The organism is Chryseobacterium sp. 2P, from assembly GCF_059579425.1.
On sequence record NZ_CM184194.1, the window covers coordinates 608858 to 631077 of the forward strand.

Annotated in this window: 17 protein-coding genes; 10 read left to right on the plus strand and 7 right to left on the minus strand. The window is 34.4% G+C overall.

All coding sequences use genetic code 11. The annotated features are described in order from the left end of the window. Nucleotide 1 precedes the first annotated feature (1 nt). Genes AC52CF_RS02685 through radA form a run of 5 tightly spaced genes read right to left on the minus strand, consistent with a single transcriptional unit; the run spans nucleotide 2 to nucleotide 3340 of the window. A complete protein-coding gene (locus tag AC52CF_RS02685; protein ID WP_496517817.1) occupies nucleotides 2-595 on the minus strand; it encodes an acyl carrier protein phosphodiesterase in 594 nt (197 codons plus the stop codon). Beyond that, nucleotides 592-1299, minus strand: coding sequence for a VanW family protein (locus AC52CF_RS02690; protein ID WP_496517818.1), 708 nt, complete (start codon nucleotides 1297-1299; stop codon nucleotides 592-594). The genes AC52CF_RS02685 and AC52CF_RS02690 overlap by 4 nt, the downstream gene beginning before the upstream one ends. After that, nucleotides 1296-1739 carry a methyltransferase domain-containing protein gene (locus AC52CF_RS02695; RefSeq protein ID WP_496517819.1) on the minus strand — a complete coding sequence of 148 codons (444 nt, stop codon included), beginning with the start codon at nucleotides 1737-1739 and terminating at the stop codon, nucleotides 1296-1298. Before AC52CF_RS02695 ends, AC52CF_RS02690 begins: the two co-directional genes overlap by 4 nt. Continuing rightward, nucleotides 1669-1965 carry a methyltransferase domain-containing protein gene (locus AC52CF_RS02700; protein WP_496518202.1) on the minus strand — a complete coding sequence of 99 codons (297 nt, stop codon included), beginning with the start codon at nucleotides 1963-1965 and terminating at the stop codon, nucleotides 1669-1671. The genes AC52CF_RS02695 and AC52CF_RS02700 overlap by 71 nt, the downstream gene beginning before the upstream one ends. Before the next feature lie 22 nt (nucleotides 1966-1987). Continuing rightward, entirely contained in the window at nucleotides 1988-3340 is a 1353-nt protein-coding gene (gene radA, locus AC52CF_RS02705) for a DNA repair protein RadA (RefSeq protein ID WP_076390791.1), read from the minus strand. A gap of 59 nt (nucleotides 3341-3399) precedes the next feature. Here radA and AC52CF_RS02710 point away from each other — a divergent pair, with 59 nt between their 5' ends. After that, nucleotides 3400-3807 carry a hypothetical protein gene (locus AC52CF_RS02710; protein WP_375181721.1) on the plus strand — a complete coding sequence of 136 codons (408 nt, stop codon included), beginning with the start codon at nucleotides 3400-3402 and terminating at the stop codon, nucleotides 3805-3807. Between the two features lie 64 nt (nucleotides 3808-3871). Next, nucleotides 3872-4441 carry a YceI family protein gene (locus AC52CF_RS02715; RefSeq protein WP_375191085.1) on the plus strand — a complete coding sequence of 190 codons (570 nt, stop codon included), beginning with the start codon at nucleotides 3872-3874 and terminating at the stop codon, nucleotides 4439-4441. A gap of 32 nt (nucleotides 4442-4473) precedes the next feature. Here the strand turns inward: AC52CF_RS02715 and AC52CF_RS02720 are convergent, their stop codons facing one another. Beyond that, on the minus strand, nucleotides 4474-4920 hold the full coding sequence (locus tag AC52CF_RS02720) for a hypothetical protein (RefSeq protein ID WP_375181723.1): 447 nt from the start codon (nucleotides 4918-4920) through the stop codon (nucleotides 4474-4476). A 92-nt stretch (nucleotides 4921-5012) separates the two neighbouring features. Here AC52CF_RS02720 and pyrG point away from each other — a divergent pair, with 92 nt between their 5' ends. From pyrG to AC52CF_RS02735, 3 genes are all read left to right on the plus strand, one after another. Then, nucleotides 5013-6620 (plus strand): CTP synthase, encoded by a 1608-nt coding sequence (pyrG, locus tag AC52CF_RS02725; protein ID WP_375181724.1) that lies wholly within the window; start codon nucleotides 5013-5015, stop codon nucleotides 6618-6620. A 181-nt stretch (nucleotides 6621-6801) separates the two neighbouring features. Further along, nucleotides 6802-8622 (plus strand): membrane protein insertase YidC, encoded by a 1821-nt coding sequence (yidC, locus tag AC52CF_RS02730; RefSeq protein WP_375181725.1) that lies wholly within the window; start codon nucleotides 6802-6804, stop codon nucleotides 8620-8622. A gap of 167 nt (nucleotides 8623-8789) precedes the next feature. Continuing rightward, a complete protein-coding gene (locus AC52CF_RS02735) occupies nucleotides 8790-9752 on the plus strand; it encodes an IS256 family transposase, variant Zn-binding type (RefSeq protein ID WP_496517329.1) in 963 nt (320 codons plus the stop codon). Between the two features lie 217 nt (nucleotides 9753-9969). Here the strand turns inward: AC52CF_RS02735 and rnhB are convergent, their stop codons facing one another. After that, on the minus strand, nucleotides 9970-10554 hold the full coding sequence (gene rnhB / locus AC52CF_RS02740; protein ID WP_214590888.1) for a ribonuclease HII: 585 nt from the start codon (nucleotides 10552-10554) through the stop codon (nucleotides 9970-9972). A 118-nt stretch (nucleotides 10555-10672) separates the two neighbouring features. Between rnhB and AC52CF_RS02745 the strand changes: the two genes are divergently transcribed. From AC52CF_RS02745 to argS, 5 genes are all read left to right on the plus strand, one after another. Next, nucleotides 10673-13693: a SusC/RagA family TonB-linked outer membrane protein gene (locus AC52CF_RS02745; protein ID WP_214590887.1), complete on the plus strand. Its 3021-nt coding sequence runs from the start codon at nucleotides 10673-10675 to the stop codon at nucleotides 13691-13693. A gap of 26 nt (nucleotides 13694-13719) precedes the next feature. After that, nucleotides 13720-15273: a SusD/RagB family nutrient-binding outer membrane lipoprotein gene (locus tag AC52CF_RS02750; protein ID WP_214590886.1), complete on the plus strand. Its 1554-nt coding sequence runs from the start codon at nucleotides 13720-13722 to the stop codon at nucleotides 15271-15273. Between the two features lie 407 nt (nucleotides 15274-15680). After that, nucleotides 15681-18596, plus strand: a complete 2916-nt coding sequence (locus tag AC52CF_RS02755) for a SusC/RagA family TonB-linked outer membrane protein (RefSeq protein ID WP_214590885.1) — start codon at nucleotides 15681-15683, stop codon at nucleotides 18594-18596. A 2-nt stretch (nucleotides 18597-18598) separates the two neighbouring features. After that, nucleotides 18599-19975, plus strand: a complete 1377-nt coding sequence (locus AC52CF_RS02760) for a SusD/RagB family nutrient-binding outer membrane lipoprotein (protein ID WP_214590884.1) — start codon at nucleotides 18599-18601, stop codon at nucleotides 19973-19975. 104 nt (nucleotides 19976-20079) lie between these two features. After that, nucleotides 20080-22194 (plus strand): arginine--tRNA ligase, encoded by a 2115-nt coding sequence (argS, locus tag AC52CF_RS02765; RefSeq protein ID WP_214590883.1) that lies wholly within the window; start codon nucleotides 20080-20082, stop codon nucleotides 22192-22194. Nucleotides 22195-22220 lie beyond the last annotated feature (26 nt).

The window sequence follows — 22220 nt, forward strand, 5'->3', positions numbered from 1 at the left end:
ATTAATTTTCGAGCTGTAAAAGTGCATTGATTCCTTTGGCGTGTTCCAATAAATCAGGAAAAAAATCATCATAACATTCCTGAAGAAAATCTTTATTTTTCAAAAAAGCTTCGTGAACGGGAATATCAATGTTTAAATATTTTGCTTTGTTGAGAACGTTTCTCATACTGTAACCGATGTTTTTCTCGAAACGGTAGTTGTAAAGCCAATCGCCTTCTTCCATCTTTTCAAGCATGATTCTGAAGTTTTCGGGAAGAAATTCATAATTTTCATTCAAAACACGGTAAACTTTTCGGGAATGATTTTTCCAGCCTTCCAAAGAATTCAGACTTAAATCATTTGCTACAAAATAATCCATAGAAACATCCACAAAAGCTCCGGCATACAATCTTACCAAAGGTGCAAAGACTTTTTTTGCTTCATGAATGGCAGGATGACCGTCTGTAAAAGTATCAATAGCGCGGTGTAAAGTGATTCCGTCCTGAATATCTTTCGGAAAAGAATAGCGGTCTCTGTTTTTAATGAAATCTTCCAAAAACTGACCGACAATCTGTCCGTCTGTAAAAGTAAGAAAGGAATGCGCCAAATAATTCATAAACGAATATAGAAATTTTTAAGCAAAACTTTACCGTCCTGTAAAGTTTCAACCCAGACTCCGTTTTCTATTTCAGAATAGCTGAAATTGATTGTATTCAAAACGATTTCTTTCGGTGAAAGAAAACAGACAGAAAGTTCTTCATCATTCACAAAACATTGCAACTGAACCGGAAATGAAAAAGTATTCTGAAACTGTAAATCTTTATAGCCATAAACCACGGTACAATCTGAACCTAAAGGCGTAAAACGCTCATGATCCTTATAAATATCAACGGAATGAGGAAATCTTTCAATGATTTTTAAGCCTGACTGTAATGCTAAGAAGTATAAAATTGAAGAAAACTGACAAATCCCGCCTCCAAAATCACTCGAAATATGATTTTTAATTAAATTTCGTCCTTCTTTAAAATTATTTTTCTCATTCGGTTTTCCGATCAGTTTCCAGAAAGAAAAAACTTCGTTGGGATAAATAATCAGATGGTTGATTTTTTCTCCCACAATCTTCAGATTATGAAGTTTGTTCTCATAAAATTCTCCTTTCCTGATGATTTGCCGGAGTTCAGTTTTATATTCTCCAATATTTTCTGAGCTGTAATATTTCGGATAAGAATATTGGGTTTTGCTTTCGTTAATATACCTTCTCAATAATTTCCATTGCAGTTTAAAACCATATGGAAGGAGTTTTCGTAGTTGCTGTCTCATATCTTTTCTAAAACAGCAATGTGATAAGAAGCCCAGTTTTTCAGAAAGGTTTTACAAAGCAAAATATCCAGCGGAAGGAAATATTTTCTCAAACTTTTTGGAATTCTATGAATCGGGAACAGTAAAATTCCGGTTGAATTTTTTATTTTCCATCGTTTTCCGGCTAATTCAGAAATTTCTTTGGGGGTGAAACTGTTTCCTGCGTGCCAATCTTCCTGTGGAGAAACAACTTTCCGTCTGTTTTTCGTGGGATAATCGAAAATTAAAGTTCCTTTTTGGGTTAATTTTGAAAAGCATTCATCCAAAAAAGCTTCTGTTTCCTTTCTGTTTTGATGCATAATGACATGGAAACAGAAAATACAGTCAAATTCATCTGTAAAAGGGATTTTTGAAATTTCTCCTTTGGCTAAGATTTTTTCCAGGATATTTTTGTCGGGCAATATTCAGCATTTCTTCACTGAAATCTGCGCCGTGAGTGGCAAAATTCAGTAATCTTCCTGTTCCGCAACCTAAATCCAGAATTTTTGAATAACTTTTATTTTTAAAAAAGGAATTTAAAAAAGCTCTTTCCTGTTCATCGATATATTTTCCGTAGGAATTCTCGAAACGGTTTTCGTCATAGGTTTTTGCAAGATGGTTATAGTAATTGAGAATGTTGGTTTTCATCATTTAATATTTTGTGTTCTAATTAAAATAATCTTTCATGAAAATCCTCAATTTTGCTTACCTCTTCAATTTTAATCCCGAATTTTTTCTTCGGAAGTTTATTTAAATTAGAAATGAAAATCTTTTCGTAGCCTAATTTTTCCGCTTCGGTAATTCTCTGTTCTGCCTGTGCAATCGGACGGATTTCGCCACTTAAACCAATTTCTCCCGCAAAACAATAATGTTCGGAAATCGCAATGTCTTCATTGGAGGAAAGAATAGAAGCGACAACCGCTAAATCTAAAGCCGGATCATCGGTTTTTATGCCTCCGGTAATATTTAAGAAAACGTCTTTTGCTCCGAGTTGAAAACCTGCTCTTTTTTCCAGAACCGCAAGAAGCATATTTAATCTTTTGGCATCAAAACCGGTGGAACTTCTCTGCGGTGTTCCGTAAACTGCAGTACTTACCAAAGCCTGAATTTCCAACAGCATTGGACGGTTTCCTTCCAAAGTTACAGCTACAGAATTTCCGGAAAGTTCTTCGAATTTTTTGGTGATTAAAATTTCAGATGGATTTTTAATTTCCTTTAAACCCTGAGAAATCATTTCATAAATCCCTATCTCGGAAGTCGATCCGAAACGGTTTTTGTTGGCCCTCAATAATCTGAAAAGGTGGTTTCTGTCACCGTCGAAATTTAAAACTACATCGACCATGTGTTCCAATACTTTCGGTCCTGCAATTTGTCCGTCTTTGGTAATGTGACCTACCAAAAACACAGGAACGTTGTTTTCTTTGGCGTATTTAATAATTTCATTGGAGCATTCGCGGATCTGGGAAACGGTTCCGGGAGAACTTTCAATCAGTTGCGACTGCAATGTCTGAATGGAATCGATAATGACGAAATCAGGCTCCAGTTTTTTAGCTTCATGAAGAATTTTTTCCAGATTGGTTTCTGTAAAAAGAAAACAGTTAGGATTTTGGATGTCAGTCAGACGGTCGGCTCTCATTTTAATTTGAGAAGCACTTTCTTCTCCCGAAACATAGAAGACTTTTTTCTTCATTTTCAGAGCGAGTTGAAGAAGCAGGGTAGACTTACCGATTCCCGGTTCTCCGCCGATCAGCGTAACGGATCCTAAAACAATTCCGCCTCCCAAAACCCGGTTGAGTTCTTCGGAAGGTGTTTTTATTCTCGGTTCTTCATTGGTTTCAACTTCTACGATATTGATGACGTGCTGTTTGGTCTTCGAAAAGGGTGGTGTTTTGTGTGAAGTTGTTTTTTCCACGACTTCTTCCACCAAAGTATTCCATTGTCCGCAGTTTTTGCACTGTCCCATCCATTGGGAATACTGGGTTCCGCAGTTCTGACAGAAATATGCTGTTTTGAGTTTTGCCATACTGCGAAGTTCAAAATTTTTTTTGAATTTTTCTTTCGAATTTTAGTTAATTTTCGGCTATGAAAAATATTTTTTTGAGTTTGCTGATTTTTGTGGTAATGTCGCTTTTGCATGCTCAGTTTACAGAATGGACGGTGAGATTTCTAGGTTTGCCCGGTGGAGACTTTGGAATGTATTCTTATTTAATTTTGATCTTTTGTTGTGTAATTACTGCAATTGGTTTGCTGACTGTGATTATTTTTAGAAAAAGTTATCATTCAATTTCTAGGATCGCTATTTTATTTGAAGCTATTTATTTGTTATTTTTAATCATTTCAGGGAATAATCCTTTTGCTTATTTTACCAATTCCAGTAATGAAAATCTTTTGATGATCATGATGTATGCGAATTCGCTGATTGTATTTATATTGATGTATTTGCTTCATTTAATTTATTCAAAAATAATTTTAACAAAATCAAAAAACTAATCAAGGCTTGTTTTACATTATAATAACTTATTTTTACTTTAGAATTAATTCAAAATAATATATAATGAAAAAGGTATTTTTAACTTTTGTATTTACTCTGCTCAGTATATTCAGTTTTGCGCAGACAGACTGGGTGGTAGATCCGATGCATTCTTCTGTTAATTTCAACATCAAACATATGGGAATCAGCTTTGTACAGGGGAGATTTGATAAGTTTGACGGGAAAGCTTCCACAAAAGGCAATACTTTAGAAAATGCAGACCTTAATTTTACGGTTGAGGTAAACACCATTAATACAGGAGTTGAAATGAGGGATAAGCATTTGAAAAGCGAAGATTTTTTTAGTGCAGAAAAATATCCGACGATGAGTTTCGTAACAACTTCCATGAAGAAGGATAAAAATAACACCTACATTCTGAAAGGAAAATTAACCATAAAAGATGTTACGAGAGATATCACTGTTCCCGTAACTTTTGGCGGAATTGCGAAAAATCAACAGGGGAAAGAAGTAATGGGTTTCCAGACGAATTTTACCATAAACCGTCTGGATTATGATATCAAATATGATCCTACAGGAACAGGAGTTGCTAAAGATGTGGATGTTAATCTGTATTTTGAAATGACCAAAATATAATTTGTACAATTATAAATATTAATAGAAGGTTTTCAGTTTTGGAAACCTTTTTTATTTGTTGTCAGCAATTGCAAATAGGTACTTTCGAGCTTTTCATACTCATTTTTCCAATCCTGAGCTGTTTTTTCTATTCTTTCAAACTTAAAATCTAAGATTTCTATTTCTTCAAGATTATCCACCGTATTTCTATCTTCAATATGATCAAAATATTCTGCATACCATACATTTAAATTTTGATTTGAAATTTCAATGTACAGTTGTTCTCCAATGTGACTTTTAAATAGTAAATGGTAATTTAGAACATTTTCTTTGAAGTAAATAAATATTCCGTCATAATAATCCTGAAAGCGATCTGGAAAATAACTGTTGACACTATTGATTCCCCAAATCTGCAAATTGTCGAATTTTAGTAACAGACCATTTTCGGGAATAAGTTCAACCTGTTTTAAATAGACTAATTGATTGATAATTTTCATCATTAAAAATTTAACAGACTAAAATACATAATCAAATTTAGATACAAAATTGCTTTGTATTTCTTTTTCCCCTAACTTTGCACAAACCTAATCTAATGAGTAAAAAGAATACAAAGTACATCTTTGTGACAGGAGGTGTAACTTCATCTTTGGGAAAGGGAATCGTTTCAGCTTCTCTTGGACTTCTACTAAAATCGCGTGGCTTCAACGTAACTATTCAAAAGCTTGATCCTTATATTAATATTGATCCGGGAACTTTGAATCCTTATGAACACGGAGAATGCTACGTAACCGAAGATGGCGCGGAGACGGATCTGGATTTAGGACACTATGAGCGTTATCTTGATGCGCCGACTTCCCAAAACAACAACGTTACAACAGGAAAAATTTACCAGACGGTAATCGAAAAGGAAAGAAAAGGAGACTTCCTTGGAAAAACAGTTCAGGTAATTCCTCATATTACGAACGAAATCAAACGCAGAATTAAAATCTTATCCAAACAGAACTACGATATCATTATTACGGAGATCGGCGGAACTGTGGGAGATATAGAATCTTTACCTTACATTGAAACGGTTCGTCAGTTAAAATGGGAGTTGGGTGAGAAAAATTCTATGGTAATTCACCTTACTTTGTTGCCTTATCTGGCTTCAAGCGGAGAATTAAAAACAAAACCTTCTCAGCATTCTGTTCGTCAGTTGATGGAGAGCGGAATTATGGCGGATGTTTTGGTTTGTCGTACGGAACATAAGATCCCTAAAGACCAGAAAGCGAAACTGGCTCAGTTCTGTAACGTTCCTTTAGATAATGTAATTGAATGTAAAGATTTAGATACAATCTATGAGGTTCCAATGTACCTTCAGAAACAAAACTTTGATGATGTGGTTCTTAAAGAATTGGATCTGAAAAGTGATAAAGAAGCGGATCTTAAAGACTGGAAATCATTCCTTAAAAAATTCCAGAATCCTAAAAAATCTATTGAAATTGCGTTGGTTGGAAAGTATGTTTCTCTTCAGGACTCTTATATTTCCATTGCTGAGGCTTTCAAACATGCCGGAGCAGATCTTGAAACGGAAGTGAAAGTAAGATGGGTTTATAGTGGAGATTTAACTTCTGAAAATATTAAAGAAACTTTATCCGGAGTTAGCGGAATTTTAGTTGCACCGGGTTTTGGCGACAGGGGAATTGAAGGAAAAGTTCTTACGGCTCAATACGCAAGAGAAAATAAAATACCGATGTTGGGAATTTGTCTGGGAATGCAGATCATGACGATCGAATTCGCCAGAAATGTTTTAGGGTATACTAAAGCGAACTCTATGGAATTCGATACTTCTACAGAACATCCTGTAATTTCTTTGATGGAAGAACAGAAAAATGTAGTAGATAAAGGCGGAACCATGCGTCTTGGAGCATGGAAATGTTCTTTGAAAAACGGTTCTAAATTAAACGAAATCTACGGAGCAAAAAATATCACGGAAAGACACCGTCACAGATATGAATTCAACAGTGATTACATTGGAGAATTCGAGAAAAACGGTTTCCTAGCGACAGGAACAAACCCTGAAACCGGATTGGTGGAAGCGTTGGAAATGCCGGATCATCCTTTTTATGTAGGAGTTCAGTATCACCCTGAATACAAGAGTACGGTTGCAACACCGCATCCTTTATTCAGAGCTTTTATTAAAGCATGTACTTCAAAATAAAGTAATTTAAAAATTACAAACGTCATAAATAAACTCAGACTGATTATTCTCAGCCTGAGTTTATTATATAGTAATATATTATAGCATAGAGTTTTGATAAAAAAACAGTATTTTTGTCGACTCGAAAATGTATAGCGTTAACTATATATTATTTAATAGGTAAAATTTTAATTAAAATAAAATGCAACAGAACAACGGACTCGATAAAAGTCAGATTATTAGTTTTGCGGTTTTATGCTTAGTTCTTTTTGGTTTCATGTTTTATTTCCAAAACAAGCAATCAAAGGAAGACGCAGTAAAAGCTCAGCAGCAGAAAACTGAACAGGCCAAAAATGCCGTAAAACAGACTCAGGCAACCAATATCAATCCAAATGTAACTCCCGGCTCAATTCAGACGGCTACGCTTGCAAACAATGAATTGAAAATTGAATTTAACAGTTTAGGAGGGCAGGTTTCTAAAGTGGAACTTGCAAAATACAAAGCATACGATCATAAAACGGATAATGCGGATCTTCCGCTTTACCTGATTACAAAAAACAACTCCAACTACGGTTTTCAGTTTAAAGACAAGACGGGGAAAATTATTAATACTAAAGATTTAGTTTTTGCTCCTGTTGTCAATGGAAATGTTGCAACCTTAACGGCGAATTACAATGGCGCAGTTATTCAGTTTGTATATTCATTAAACAGTAATCCAAAAGCAGAACTGAAAGATCAGTATGCTTTAGATTTTAAAGTAAGAACTCAGGGGCTTGCTAAAATTACTTCCGACAATAAGGCAGACTTCATTTGGGATTACAGCGTAAGAAACTTGGAAAAGGGTAGAGCGCAGGAACAGTCTCACTCGGAATTCTCATATGCTTTCAATAATTATAAAGACTATGATTATGATGGAAGAACAACGATGACTGAGGATAAAGAGACGCTTAATTGGATCGGGGTTAAACAGCAGTTTTTTGCTTCTGTGATTGAATCTAAAACAGGGTTTACCCAAAGTAAAGGAAATCAGGAAGCCATTGAAGAAGGAGAATATCTGAAAAAATTAAACTATGAAGGTTTTGTTCAGATGACAGGAAGTGAGCTGAATCAGGATTTCACATGGTATTTCATGCCTTTGGATTTACCATTATTAAAAACATATGATAAAAACTTTGATGAAATTCTTCCTTTAGGATGGTCTTTCATCGGATGGATGAACAGAGGGTTCTTTATTCCTATCTATAACTTTATCGCATCTTGGGGATTAACTGCAGGTTGGGCAATTTTTTTACTGACCATCTTGGTTAAATTAATCTTATCGCCGATTATGTACAAACAGCACAAGTTAAGTGCAATGATGAGAGTAATCCGTCCGGAAATTGATGAGGTGAATGCCAAATTTAAGGATGCAGATCCGATGAAAAAACAGCAGGCTACAATGGAGGTCTATCGAAAAGCCGGAGTTAATCAGATGGCGGGATGTTTGCCGGCGTTGGTGCAGATTCCTATTTTCTATGCATTATTCCGTTTCTTTCCGAATTTTATAGATTTAAGAGGTAAAGGATTCTGGTTTGCAAAAGATTTAACGGCTTATGATGATTTAATTAAATTGCCATTTAAAGTGCCTTTCTTGGGAGATCATTTAAGTATTTTTGCTTTGGCCTGTACTGTTGTGATTTTAATTTATACTGTAATGACTTCAGGAAATATGCAACAGCCGCAACAGGAAGGAATGCCTAATATGAAGGTCTTAATGTACATCTTCCCGGTTACCTTCTTATTCTTCCTGAATACTTCAGCATCCGGTCTTTCATGGTATTATTTTGTTTCGAATGCGATTAACATCTTAATAATCCTTGTGATTAAATATGTAATTCTCGATGAAAAGAAAATCCATGCGCAGATTCAGGCGAATAAAGAAAAGCCGAAAACAGAAGGGAAGTTCCAGAAGAGAATGAGAGAAATGATGGAGAAAGCTCAGGAGCAGCAAAAATATCAGGAGCAGCAGAAGAAAAAGAAATAAAATTTCTGAGAATAAAAAAAGAGAGGTAAATTTAAATTTTGCCTCTCTTTTTTATTTGGCATAATACTGAAAAATAGTTGGTAGAATTCTATCAAAACCTCATTGTTAGGCTGCTTGGAGGAAGTTTTATGAAACGTGTTTCATAAAACTTTTTCTTTGTCTGAAAAATGGCAAAAAAACGTTGTTGGTCTTGTTCAAGCCTGGAGGTAATTCGTTGGGGAAAACAAGGGGGAAAGCAAAGATTTAAATGTAAAAATTGCGGGATTTTATTTACTCAAAACAGAACGGAGCAGAGAATTAAAAATCGTTTTATCTGGTTCAAAAAATGGGTATTGGAAAGGCAGACCTACAAAACGCTTTGCAGAGACAGCGGTTATTCGAAAGATACTTTGCAGAAAACATTTTATACCATTTTAGAGCAGTCTCCTACCTTAAAGATCATCAAACGGGAAAAGGTGAATTTAAGAATGGATGCAACTTATTTTGCTCAGTTCTGTTTAATTGCTTATCAGGATGATTTTGATGGATATACACAGCTTATCCGTTTTACCGATGGAGAACATTATGAAGAAATCAGGGAAGATTTAAACAATCTTTTACGGCTGGGCGTAAAGCTGGAAAGCATTACTACAGATGGACATAAAAGCGTTTTGAAAGCCATAAATAAATCTGATGGAGACATCATTACTCAGAGATGTCTGGTTCATATTCAGAGAATGTGCCTGATCTGGCTCACAAAGTTTCCTAAACACATTGCCGGTCAGGAACTTCGAAAACACGTTTTATTATTACTGAAAATTAAAACACAAAACGATAAAATCTGGTGGAAAAATGAACTCAACGACTGGTATTTGAGACATCAGGATTATATTAATGAAAAAACAATTAATCTTGAAACCGAAAGATACTGGTATACCCACAAGCTTCTCAGACGATCGTATTTTACTATAAAACGGGCATTGCCCAATATGTTTCATTATCTGGAAAATCCCAATATTCCTAAAACAACCAATGGTATTGAGGGATATTTCAGCCATTTAAAAAATCATCTCGACCTGCACAGAGGTCTCACATTGAAAAACCGAATCAATTTCATCAAATGGTATATTTATTTTTCTAACGAAAAATAGAGTTTTTTTAGCCATAAGGTTCATCCGATAATAAACGAAAAGGTGAGGGAAACCTCACCTTAAAACTATCGTTTTGAACATTAATCCTATTGCTGAAAAGTTGATCTCCACCAGTGCTTTTGTCCTCTTCGGATTAACATCCATAATTTATTAAAATATATCCTGAATTTCACCAACTATTTTTCAGTACATTACCTTTTATTTTAAATCCTTAATATTAGTCATATTTCAACCTGAAAGACTGCCTGTGATATTTTGTCGGCCCGAATTTTATCAGCGCTTCCTGATGTTTTTTAGTAGCATAGCCAAAGTTTGTGTTCCAACCGTATTCAGGATGCTCTTCATGAAGCTCAATCATTAATTTGTCTCTGTAATTTTTTGCCAAAATAGAAGCCGCAGCAATTGATAATACTTTAGAATCTCCTTTGATAATACATTCATGAGGAATAAAATTGTATGGATGAAATCTATTCCCGTCTACTAAAATCAGCTCCGGTCTGATGATTAGTTTATCCAAAGCCTGATGCATTGCATGAATACTTGCATTCAGTATATTGTGCTGGTCTATAAAAGCAGGAGAAAGTTCTGCAATTGCGTAATCTTTTACATTATCTTTGATATAACTGTCAAGATCCATTCTAGTCTTAAAATTTAACTTTTTAGAATCGTTAACCAAATTTTGGTTAAAATTCTCATCTAAAATTACTGCAGCAGCGACCACAGGTCCGGATAAACAGCCTCGACCCACTTCATCGCAACCTGCCTCAACATAAAAAATCGACCATTTTTTTATTAAATCCATAATTTTCGCTATTTCACCCAAGTAAAATCATGCAATATTAAAGATTTTTAACAAAATATTTGGTTACTTTAAGAAAGTTTTACATATTTGCAAATAATAAAAAATAATCAATTTAAATATGAAGAAATTAACAGCAAGTGTTCTACTGGTAGTTTTATCATCTTCTTTTGCGGTTGCTAACGCCCAAAATAGAGGAAATAGAGATACTATTAAAACACAAAACATTGAAGAAGTTGTTTTCGTTCAGCCAGTAACTGGAAGATTGAAAGTAAAAGATGAAGTTACTACAGCTCAGCAAATTATTAGCAATCAGCAGTTAAAAGCTGCTAATAACCCGAATGCAATCAGTGCTATTGCAGGTAAGGCTTCTGGTGTAAGAATTAATCAGACAAACAGTAGTGTAAATTCATCTCAAAGTATTGTAATCAGAACTCCTACGACAATTACTGGTAGCCAAGAAGCTTTAGTTGTTATCGATAACGTTATTTCTAGTGCTAACATTTTGGCTCAGCTACCTCCTGATTTGATAGAATCTGTAAATATTATAAAAGGTGCCGGTGGAGCAGCAATATATGGTTCTCAGGGTATTAATGGGGTAGTAGTAGTGACTACGAAAAGAGGTACTGCGAGCGGAGGATTAAGAATTAATTATAACTCTTCTGTAGATTTCGAAACAGTCGCTTTCTTACCAAAAAGACAAAGAAGCTATGGACAAGGATGGTTTGGTAAAAAAGTTAATGTAGAAAATGGAGCATGGGGTCCTGCATTCAATGATCCTGCATATGCAGGAACAATGCAGCCATATGGTGTTCCTTTATATGATTTTGATGGAGATGGTTTTATCACAGTGAATCCAAATGACAATAATCCTACTGGTGATGAAGGAGCTTCAATTATGTCAACTTTTGCACCTTATGGTAAAGATAATGTAAGAGATTTTTTCCAAACGGGTACAATTTTCCAAAATACTTTATCGGTATCTACAGGTAACAATAATGGGTATTTTGGTTTAACTCTTGGAAGTTTAGAGAAAGAATTTATTGTGGCTAATGATAAATTAAGTAGATACTCCGTTTTAATGAAAGGAGGTACCAAAATCAATAAATGGTCTTTTGACGGTCAAATTAATTATATCAGAACTAAAACTTCTCAGGCTGATGCAACAATTTACCATGACTTACTTCAGAGTGCGTCAGATATTCCAATTGAGAAGTTTAAAGATTATTCAGACAATGCATATGGTTGGAATATTTATTATACTAGTCCATATTTTAGACAAAAGCATATAAGATCTAATTCCATTCAGAATTATTTTAATCTAATTGGTGCAGCTGCTTATAAGTTTGACGATCATATTAATTTATCATATCGTGGTAACATGAGCTTTAATAATGCTGAAAGCAGTAATTATAATGATGGTTATGTAGTAGCTCCAATTTACGATGGAATTTTCCCTAATGTTCAGTCGAGTTATTTTCAATCAAATGTAAATCAACAGAACTATTATGGAGATTTAACTTTAAATTTAAATTATGATATCGCAACGGATTTAAATTTAGATATTACAGTAGGTCATAACTATCAGGACAGAAGAACTACAAACAGCCAAGCTGGAGGTACAGGTTTATTGATTCCGGGATTATATACTATTCCAAATCTATCTAATCCGGCGCAGCCAAGTACTTTAAATAATAGAAAATTCCACACGAATGTTCATGCGTTTTTAGGAAATATCGATTTATCTTACAAAAAATACTTATTCTTCAACGCTGCAGGAAGATATGAGATGAACTCAAGTTTAAAACAATTATCTGTAAATAATGATTTCTCTTATTTCTTCCCATCAGCTTCACTTTCATTTATTCCGACAAAAGCATTTGATTTTGGAGGTAAAATTTTGAATTATTTGAAGGTTAATGCAGCATTAGAAAGAACAGGAGGAATTTCAGCTATTGGGAATTATCAGTTATATCCAGTTGCTACTGTAGGTGGTGGATATCCATATGCTGGTAGTGGATATATTAGTTATCAGCCACAAACAAGTGTAACAGATCGTTCATTAAATCCTGAATTTACGACTAGAGCCGAAGTAGGGTTATCATTTGGATTATTCAATGATAGAATTACTTTTGATGGAGCAGTATATAAAAGTAAAACAGACGATCTTATTACTTTTCAAACAACATCTAGTACAACAGGTTTAAGTGGACAATGGAGAAATGTTGGAGATATGGAAGGAAGAGGTATTGAGATGAATATTAATTTTGTTCCAATCAAAAATAAAAATATACGTTGGGATATTGGAGCTAACTTTACAAGTGGCTATAGTAAAGTTACTAAATTGGCTGATGGTGCAAAAGAGATTGCTCTACTTTCTTCTTCTTCTGTAGGTATTTTTGCTGTTGAAGGTGAGAAATTTGGAGTAATTAAAGGAACAACTTACGTTCGAGATGATCAAGGAAGAATCGTTGTAAATGCTGCTACAGGTTTACCTCAGGTTAATTCTCAGCTTAGCGTTTTGGGAAGAAATACACCTAAATATATTTTAGGTCTTACAACTTCATTAAAAGTAAAAGGCTTTACATTATCTGCAACAGCTGATTACCGTACAGGACACGTATTCTATTCAGGTACTAAAAATTCGATGGCATTCTCAGGTCAGCTTGAAGAATCTGCAGCTTTTGATAGAACAAAACCTTATGTAATACCGAATTCTGTATACTTACAGAATGGTGCTTACGTTGCGAACACGAGTGTTCCTATTTTTGCAACTACTTACAATAATCCTAATAGTGCTAATTATAATCCTACATTAGCTTTATCAGAACATTATGGAGGAGCTACTTATAATTCTGTAGGTGAAAATTTTGTAATGGATGCTACAGCGTTTAAAGTTCGTGAAATTGCTATTTCTTATACATTTGATAAAAAGATATTAGGGAATTCTAAAATTAATGAGCTTACTATTGGATTCCAAGCTAGAAATCCATTCATTAAATTTGCAAAAGAAAACAGAAATTATGATGATCCTGAAACAGGATTTGATGGAAATGGTGCTTATGCTGGTTTTATTGGAAATGCAGCTACACAGTATCCTAACCTAAGAACTTATGGAGGTAATATCAGTATCACTTTCTAATTCACTCACTAATTAATTTTATTACAATGAAAAAATATATTTTTATAGCGTTAGCAGCATTATCAGTTGCTTCTTGTAAGCTTGATGATAACATTTCGCCGAACGACCCTAGCGTTGAGGCTGTAACTCCAAATTTATATTTAAGTGCAGCTCAAACTTCTAACTATAATGTGCAGGTAGGAGATATTTTCGAATTATCCAACGTGTGGATGAATAACTGGGCTGGAAATATTTATTATTTTGCTTCTCCTTATAGTGCTGAATATCAGTTACAGGTAACTTCAGCATTTACCAGAGGAAATAACTTTTGGAATAATAGTTATATAGCAATGAGTAGATATGCGAATATTTATAATAATCCACAAGCTGCTCAGTACTCTAATCACGCTGCGATTGCGAAGATTTTAATGGCAAATGAAATGCAGTATATTGTAGATTTTTTTGGAGACGCTCCTTTCTCTGATGCATTCAAGCGTGATGCGAATCTTACTCCAAAGTATGATAAGGGTGAGGATATTTACAAGAATTTAGTATTGATGATCAATGATGCGATCACTAGCATTAATACTGGTAATCCTCAATTTGCGGTAGGTACAGAAGATGAAATTTTTGCAGGTGATATGACTAAATGGGTAAAACTAGCTAATACAATTAAGCTGAGATTATTACTTAGACAGTCAAAAGTTACAGATGCTACTATAAAAGCTTTTGTAACGGCTCAACTTCAGTCTTTACAAGGAGCACAATTCTTATCTGAAACTGATGGAGATGCTACAATTAATCCAGGTTATGGTAGTGGTACTGCTGCACAGCAAAATCCATTAATCAGAAATTATGCTTATTTAAATTTTGATCAGCAAACTGAGAATATTCAAGGATATAGACTTATTGATATTTCAAGTCACTTTGCAGGTTTATTAAATGGAGCTAATGCTAAAACTACAGGAACTACTGATACTCGTCGTGGAAGTATGTACCGAGCTGTTGGTGGTACTATTAGAGGTATTACTCAAGGTGATGGTCAGATTCCTGGAACGACAGAAGCTTCTTTTTCACGATTAGGTTGGAAGTTCCGTCAGATTAACGCTCAAGGTACTGCATTTGTCGACAATTCTAATATTGATGGAGTAGTAATGAGTGTTGCAGAGTCTGAATTGTTGCAAGCTGAAGCAGCAGAATTGTATCCAGCAATCTTTACAAATGCAGTTGGTCATTATAATCAAGCAATCGTATCATCATTTAGATTCTTTGGTTTAACGGCTGCACAGGCAACTGCTTATACGACTTCTTTGTCTACTAAACCTTATGGATGGAATGGATCTGATGGTCATATTGCAGCAATTCAATATCAAAGAATGGTTGCTTTACACTTCATCAAACCACAGGAAACTTACATCAACTATTTAAAAACAGGTTATCCTGTAACTCCTTTAGCTCTTACGGCTACTCAGCCGAACAAGCCGTGGAGATTAGTATATCCTTCTAGAGAATATAACACAAACAGTGCAAATGTACCGGTTGTAAACCAAGCAGATGTTTTTGTGAAAAATCAATTTACTCCTTTCTGGAATAGAAACTAATCTATTTGAAATAATATCTAAAAACCGCCTTCGGGCGGTTTTTTTATTTTTAAGTGTTAAAATTTTAGTTTCCTCATCAATAAAATGTATGCGAAACATCGTATTTAATCTTTATAAAAAGAGATAAATGCGTTTTTATTTTATGTAAGTTGTTGTTTATCAGATTTAATGAGTTTAATTTTTATTTTTATTTGTGTTCGATTTATACCAGTTTGATTTTTGAATCTAAGAAAGCTTTAATATGTTAAAACTGTATAAAATTTGTTAATTTTAGTTTTTTTAACATATTTTGTTGATTTTTTATAGATTATTAATTGTTTTATATGTGTTTTTGTTAAATTTCTGGCATATTGTTTTGTATTAATCATAAAATTATACAAATTTGTGATAAGTAAATATAATGTGATATGAAAAAACTGACGGCAGGTGTTCTTGTTCTTGTTTTGTCTTCATCTCTAGCTGTAACTATGGCTCAGAAGAAGAAGAGTGATACAGTAAGAACACAGGAAATTGAAGGTGTGGTTGTAACTGCACTCGGTATTAAAAGAGAGAAAAAAGCTTTAGGATATGCAACGTCCCAGATTGGAGGTGGAGATTTGCAAAAGTCTGGCGAAGCAAACGTAATTCAAGGATTAGCAGGAAAAGTTGCAGGTGTACAGGTAACCGGAACGGCAGGTACTCCTGGGGCATCAAGTAGAATTGTTATCAGAGGACAGAAATCACTAGAACTTAGCAGCCAGCCTATAATTGTGCTGGATGGACAGATTATAGATAACTCATACAATAATAATGCAGGATCCGGAACTAATATCGGAGGTGTTGATGATTCTAACAGAGCGGTTGATATTAATCCTGATGATATTGAAAGTGTAACTGTACTAAAAGGAGGTGCAGCCGCTGCATTATACGGTGAAGGAGCCAGAAATGGAGTTATCATTTATGTTTCTAAAAAAGGAAAAAAAAGAAAAGGTATTGGTGTAGATTTTTCGACTACTGTAGGTTATGACGAATTGAGTAATATGATTGATCTTCAAAAGACTTATGCAGCAGGTACTAATGGTGTTACCTATATTGCTCCGGCTCAATACGGAGCAGATGGGTTGGCTTTAACATCAGGTACCAATCAGTCTTGGGGACCATTAATTTCAAGTGTTCCAGGTTTGAAATCTTATGATAATGTTAAAAATTTTTATAAAACCGGAGTTACTAATAACTATAATTTAGCACTTTCAGGAGGCGGAGAAAATGGTAATTTCAGAGCTTCATTTGGCCATTTGGATCAGACAGGGATTGTTCCAAATACCAGTCTGAAAAAAACATCTTTCAACATTAATAGCGAATATAAATTTACAGATAAATTAAAAGCAGGAGCAGATTTTCTTTATAGTAATACCACTGGAGTTAGAGCTCAAAAAGGAAGTAATTTGTCTGGTATAATGCTTTCTTTGTTAAGAATGCCGTCTACTTATGACGTAAGAGATTATCAAACGCCACAAGGATATAATAAGAATTATTTTGCAGCATACGACAATCCATTTTATACTGTTTACAATAATCCGTATAAAGATGAAACCAATCGAGTAATTTTTAATGGACATGTCAATTACAATTACAGCAAATGGCTAAATGCAACTATTAGAGCAGGCGTGGATACCTTTACTACTCACGCACAGCAAAATTATTCATTTTCTAGTAATGGAAATACTACGGGGGACAGATCCGGGCAGGTTATTATAGATACTTTTACCAAAAGTTTATACAATTTTGACTTAATTTTCAATGGTTTGGTTGATATTACAGAACATATCAATATGAATTATAATATTGGTGGTCAGATTAATTCTACTTTTTTTAATGATCAGTACAGTATAGGATCAACAATGCTTGAAATTAATCAGTATAATCTTAGTAATTTCTCTACATTTACTGCTCAAAACAGTGACTATAAACAGATCAGAAGGGGGATTTTCGGATCATTAGAATTTGGTTTTTATGATCAGTTTTATTTAACGGCAACAGCTAGAAACGATTGGAATTCAGCTTTACCAAAAGCAAATAATTCCTATTTTTATCCATCTTTGTCAGCTTCTTGGCTATTTAACAAAACACTAGGATTGCCGGATTGGGTAAATTTAGGAAAAATTAGAGCGTCGTATGCAAGTACCTATGCAGCACCACTCTCCTATAATGTAATTACCCCATACACAACACCTCTTTTTACGGATTCATTTGGTCCACAACTGACTTCTCCATATAATAGTGTAGGAGCCTATGGTTTTTCTACAATGCTGAGAAATTCTAATTTAAAACCAGAACATAATAAAGAGTTTGAAATTGGTTTAGAGTTGGAGATGTTCAAAAGACTTCATTTTAATGCTAGTGCTTATAAGTCTACTAATTATGATTTGCTAATACGTCTTCCTATAGCACCTTCTTCAGGATATTCAAGTTATTATACCAATGGACCGACAGTAGAAAATAAAGGGCTAGAGCTAAGTCTTGGTTATGATATTCTAAAAAATGAAAATTTTGGTTGGGACTTTACACTAAATTGGTCTCTTAACAGAAATAAGGTGACAGATCTAAATGGTGTTCAAAATAATTCTGCTATGGGCAATGATTACTTTAGTGGTAATCTAACACCAACCATATCTTTGGGACAGCCTCTGGGCATTTTTTATGGTTCTTCATACAAGAAAGATAACAATGGTAATTTAATAATTGGCTCTAATGGTCTTCCTATTTTAAATTCTGAATCTCAGTTAATCGGAAATCCTAATCCTGATTGGACTGGCGGATTCAGAAATAATTTCAGATATAAAAATATATCATTAAGTTTCTTATTAGACTTTAGAAAAGGTGGAGATATTTGGAATGGTACTTTAGCAAGACTGAATAGATTAGGAATGACGCAGGCTTCAGCAGATAATAGAACGGGAACATACATAATACCAGGTGTTTTAGAAGACGGTACACCAAATAATATAGCTATTTCCAATAAAACGTATTATGTTAGTTATTTGGGAGATGGTTCAGGTAGTGCCAATGAAACAGCAGTTGAGAAAGATATTAACTGGTTAAGATTAAGAGATGTTAGCTTAAGTTACAATTTAAGTAAAGTTTTTTCACAATCTATGGGCTTATCATTTGTAAAGAATGCAGAACTAAGTTTAAGCGCCAGAAATCTTTTCCTTATTACTAATTATAAGGGGATAGATCCTGAAAACTCCTTTGCTGGTTCAGCATCCAATACACAGGGCTTCGATTATTTTAATAATCCAAATACCAGAAGCTATTATTTTACATTTAAATTCGGATTTTAATTATGAAAAAGTTTACATATATAATAGGTAGTGCGATGTTTGCTCTACTCAGTTTAAATTCTTGCCAACACGAAATAGATACGTTTAACGATAATCCCAATAGTCCTACGGAATTATCTACTCCTACTACTTTATTAACAGGGGGCGAAATAGGAACTATTATTAATTCTACGGGCAATCTTCCTAGAACTTTGAGTTTATTTACACAGCATACAAACGGAAATCAGTTCCAGTCATTAGATTATACCAATTATTTTATAACAGAAACGGATGTTGAGACAGATTGGACCAACATCTATCAGGCAGGAGTTAATTTAAATCAGATTATTACACAATTTGGAGCTCAGAATCCCTATTATGATGGCGTTGCAAGAGTATTATTAGCTATGAATGTGGGGTATGCAACCGATGCTTGGGGAGATGTTCCGTTTTCACAGGCATTTCAAGGCAATAATAACCTGAATCCTAAATATGAAACTCAACAACAGGTTATTTCTCAAATTCAGTCTTATTTAGATATTGCAATTGCAGATTTTGCTAAACCTCAAAGTGCGAATAAGTATTTACCTTCTTCTAATGATATCTTTTATGGGGGAGATATAGCGAAATGGAACAAGCTGGCGTATGCATTAAAAGCAAGATATGCTTTAAGATTAACACAGAGAGACGGAAGTACAGTTGCTGCACAGAAAGCATTAAACTATCTTCAAAACTCATTTACTTCCAAAAGTGATAATTTAGTGGCAACTTTTGACGGAGGGAATAATCAGAATCTTTGGTATGGTTTTAATAACCAAAGAGCAGGTTACATGTCTATGGGAAAATATTTTGTAGATATTCTTAAAAATAACAATGATCCAAGACTTGCATATTTTGTAGGATTAGATAGTCATAATCCACCAGGTTATTCAGGTTCTGCTCCAGAAGATGCTGATACTGATGCTTCACCATTTGGAAATTATTTTTCTGGAAATGCAAGTACGCCCAATGTAATATTTAGTTATAGTGAAATTAAATTTATAGAGGCAGAAGCTCAGTTCAGATTAGGAAATACAACGGCTGCTCAGGCGGCATTGAAAGCTGCTGTAAGCGCTTCTTTAGTAGATGTTACGGGAGCAGATAATCCAACATTTGCAAATACAGCATCAGCAGCTGTCACCTTACAAAATATTATTACTCAGAAGTATATTGCATTGTTTACGACTATGGAGCCGTATAACGATTGGAGAAGAACAGGCTTTCCTGCCCTGACACCTAATCAAAGTAGTCAGTCAAAGAAAATTCCTCTTAGATTAATTACTCCAAAATCTGAACGAACTTTGAACACTAATGCTACAGTTGTAGGAGATTTATATGCTCCTGTCTGGTGGGATAATTAAAAAATATATTAATATACAAAAGTCAACCGCCTTCGGGCGGTTTTTTTATTTCCGTATATTTGCAGAGCAGAAAAAAGACTCATTCGTTTTTTAAATAACAGACAATGAATATTAAAAATATAATAGAAGAAAAACTTTCGGAGGTTATTTTAAATGTGTTTCAGTTGAAAGACATTACGCTGGAAGTTCAGGAAAACAAAACAGAATTTGAAGGAGATTTTACAATTGTAACGTTTCCTTTGGTGAAGCAGTTAAAGAAAAAGCCGGAACTTATCGGGGTAGAGTTAGGAGAAGCTTTAACAGAACAGACCGATTTACTGGAAAGTTTTAATGTGGTAAAAGGTTTCCTGAATATTAAAATCAGAAATCAGTTTTTTGTAGACAATTTTACATCTGCTTATAATGATTTCGATACTGTAGAAAGTAAAAATGCTACGGTAATGGTAGAATATTCTTCTCCCAATACCAATAAGCCGCTTCACTTAGGACACGTAAGAAATAATTTATTAGGTTTTTCCGTTGCTCAGATCTTGAAAGAAGCGGGATATGATGTCATTAAAACGCAGATCATTAACGACAGAGGAATTCATATCTGTAAATCTATGCTTGCTTGGGAAAAGTTCGGGAAAAATGAAACTCCTGAATCTACCAATACAAAAGGAGATCATTTCGTAGGAAAATATTATGTAGAGTTTGATAAGGAATTGAAAAATCAGACCAATATTATCTTCAATGATTTCAGAATAAATAAATTTGATCAGTTTGACACTCCTAAAAAAGAGGAAGTTAAAGCATTAAACGAAAAAATAAATACTCTTGAAGCTAAGAGAAAAGAATTGCTTCAGACAGTTGATCTCTCTGAACTTTCTGCATTGCATGAAGAGTTCGAAAAACAGTTTGAAGAAGCTTTAAATAATGATTCTTTGATTTCTGCTGTTCCTAAAAAGGTGGAAGAAATCATTTCCAAAAAGAATAAGGAAGAAAATATTTCTGACGAAAAAGAGCTGGAAACCATTAAATCTCAGACCAAAGTTTTTCAGAATATTTTTAAGGAAGTATTGGAAGTTGAAGGCAAACTTGAAGCTGAAAAGTCCAACCTGAAAGAGATCTGTAAACCGGTAACCGAAATCATGAAAGAAGCGCAACAAATGCTTCTGGATTGGGAAAACGGTGACGAAAAAGTAAGAAACCTCTGGAACGAGATGAACTCTTGGGTTTACAAAGGATTCAACGAAACATACAACAGATTGGGAGTGGATTTCGATCAGGTTCAGTATGAAAGCAATACCTATATTTTAGGAAAAGATTTGATTCAGGAAGGTTTGGATAAAGAAGTGCTGTATCAGAAAGAAGATGGTTCGGTATGGTGCGATCTTACCGACGAAGGTCTGGATCAGAAATTACTGCTTCGTTCAGATGGAACTTCCGTGTATATGACTCAGGATTTGGGAACTGCGGTAGAGCGTTTCAAGCAGAATGATATTCAGAAACTGATTTACACCGTTGGAAACGAGCAGGATTATCATTTTCAGGTTTTATTTAAAATTTTAGGAAAATTAGGATATTCATGGGCAGATCAGCTGTATCATTTATCTTACGGGATGGTGGAACTTCCGAACGGAAAAATGAAATCCCGTGAAGGAACCGTAGTAGATGCAGATGATTTAATGCAGGAAATGTACAAGGAAGCTAAAGCAATTACCACTGAACTAGGAAAACTGGAAGGTCTTACCGACGAAGAGAAAGAAGCTTCTTACGAAATTATCGGGCAGGCTGCGTTAAAATATTTCATGCTGAAAGTAGATCCTAAGAAAAAAATGCTGTTCAATCCGGATGAAAGTGTAGAATTTGCAGGGAATACAGGACCTTTCGTTTTATATACTTATGCACGTATACAATCCGTTTTGTCTAAAGCTCATTTTGAATTTAAAGCAACTTCAGATCTGGTTTTGAATGAATATGAAAAGGAACTGATTATGCTTTTAGCAAACTACAAAGGCACGGTAGAGAAAGCTGCCGAATTATTAAGTCCGGCGTTCATTGCCAATTATGTGTATGATTTGGTTAAATCTTATAATTCATTCTATCAGAGCAATCCGATTATCAGTCAGGAAGACGAAAATCTGAAACAGTTCCGATTGAATTTATCAGATCTTACGGCAAAAACCATAAAAAAATCATTAGGTTTACTCGGAATAAAAACCGTAAACAGAATGTAAAAATAAAACCTTCAGAACGCTCTGGA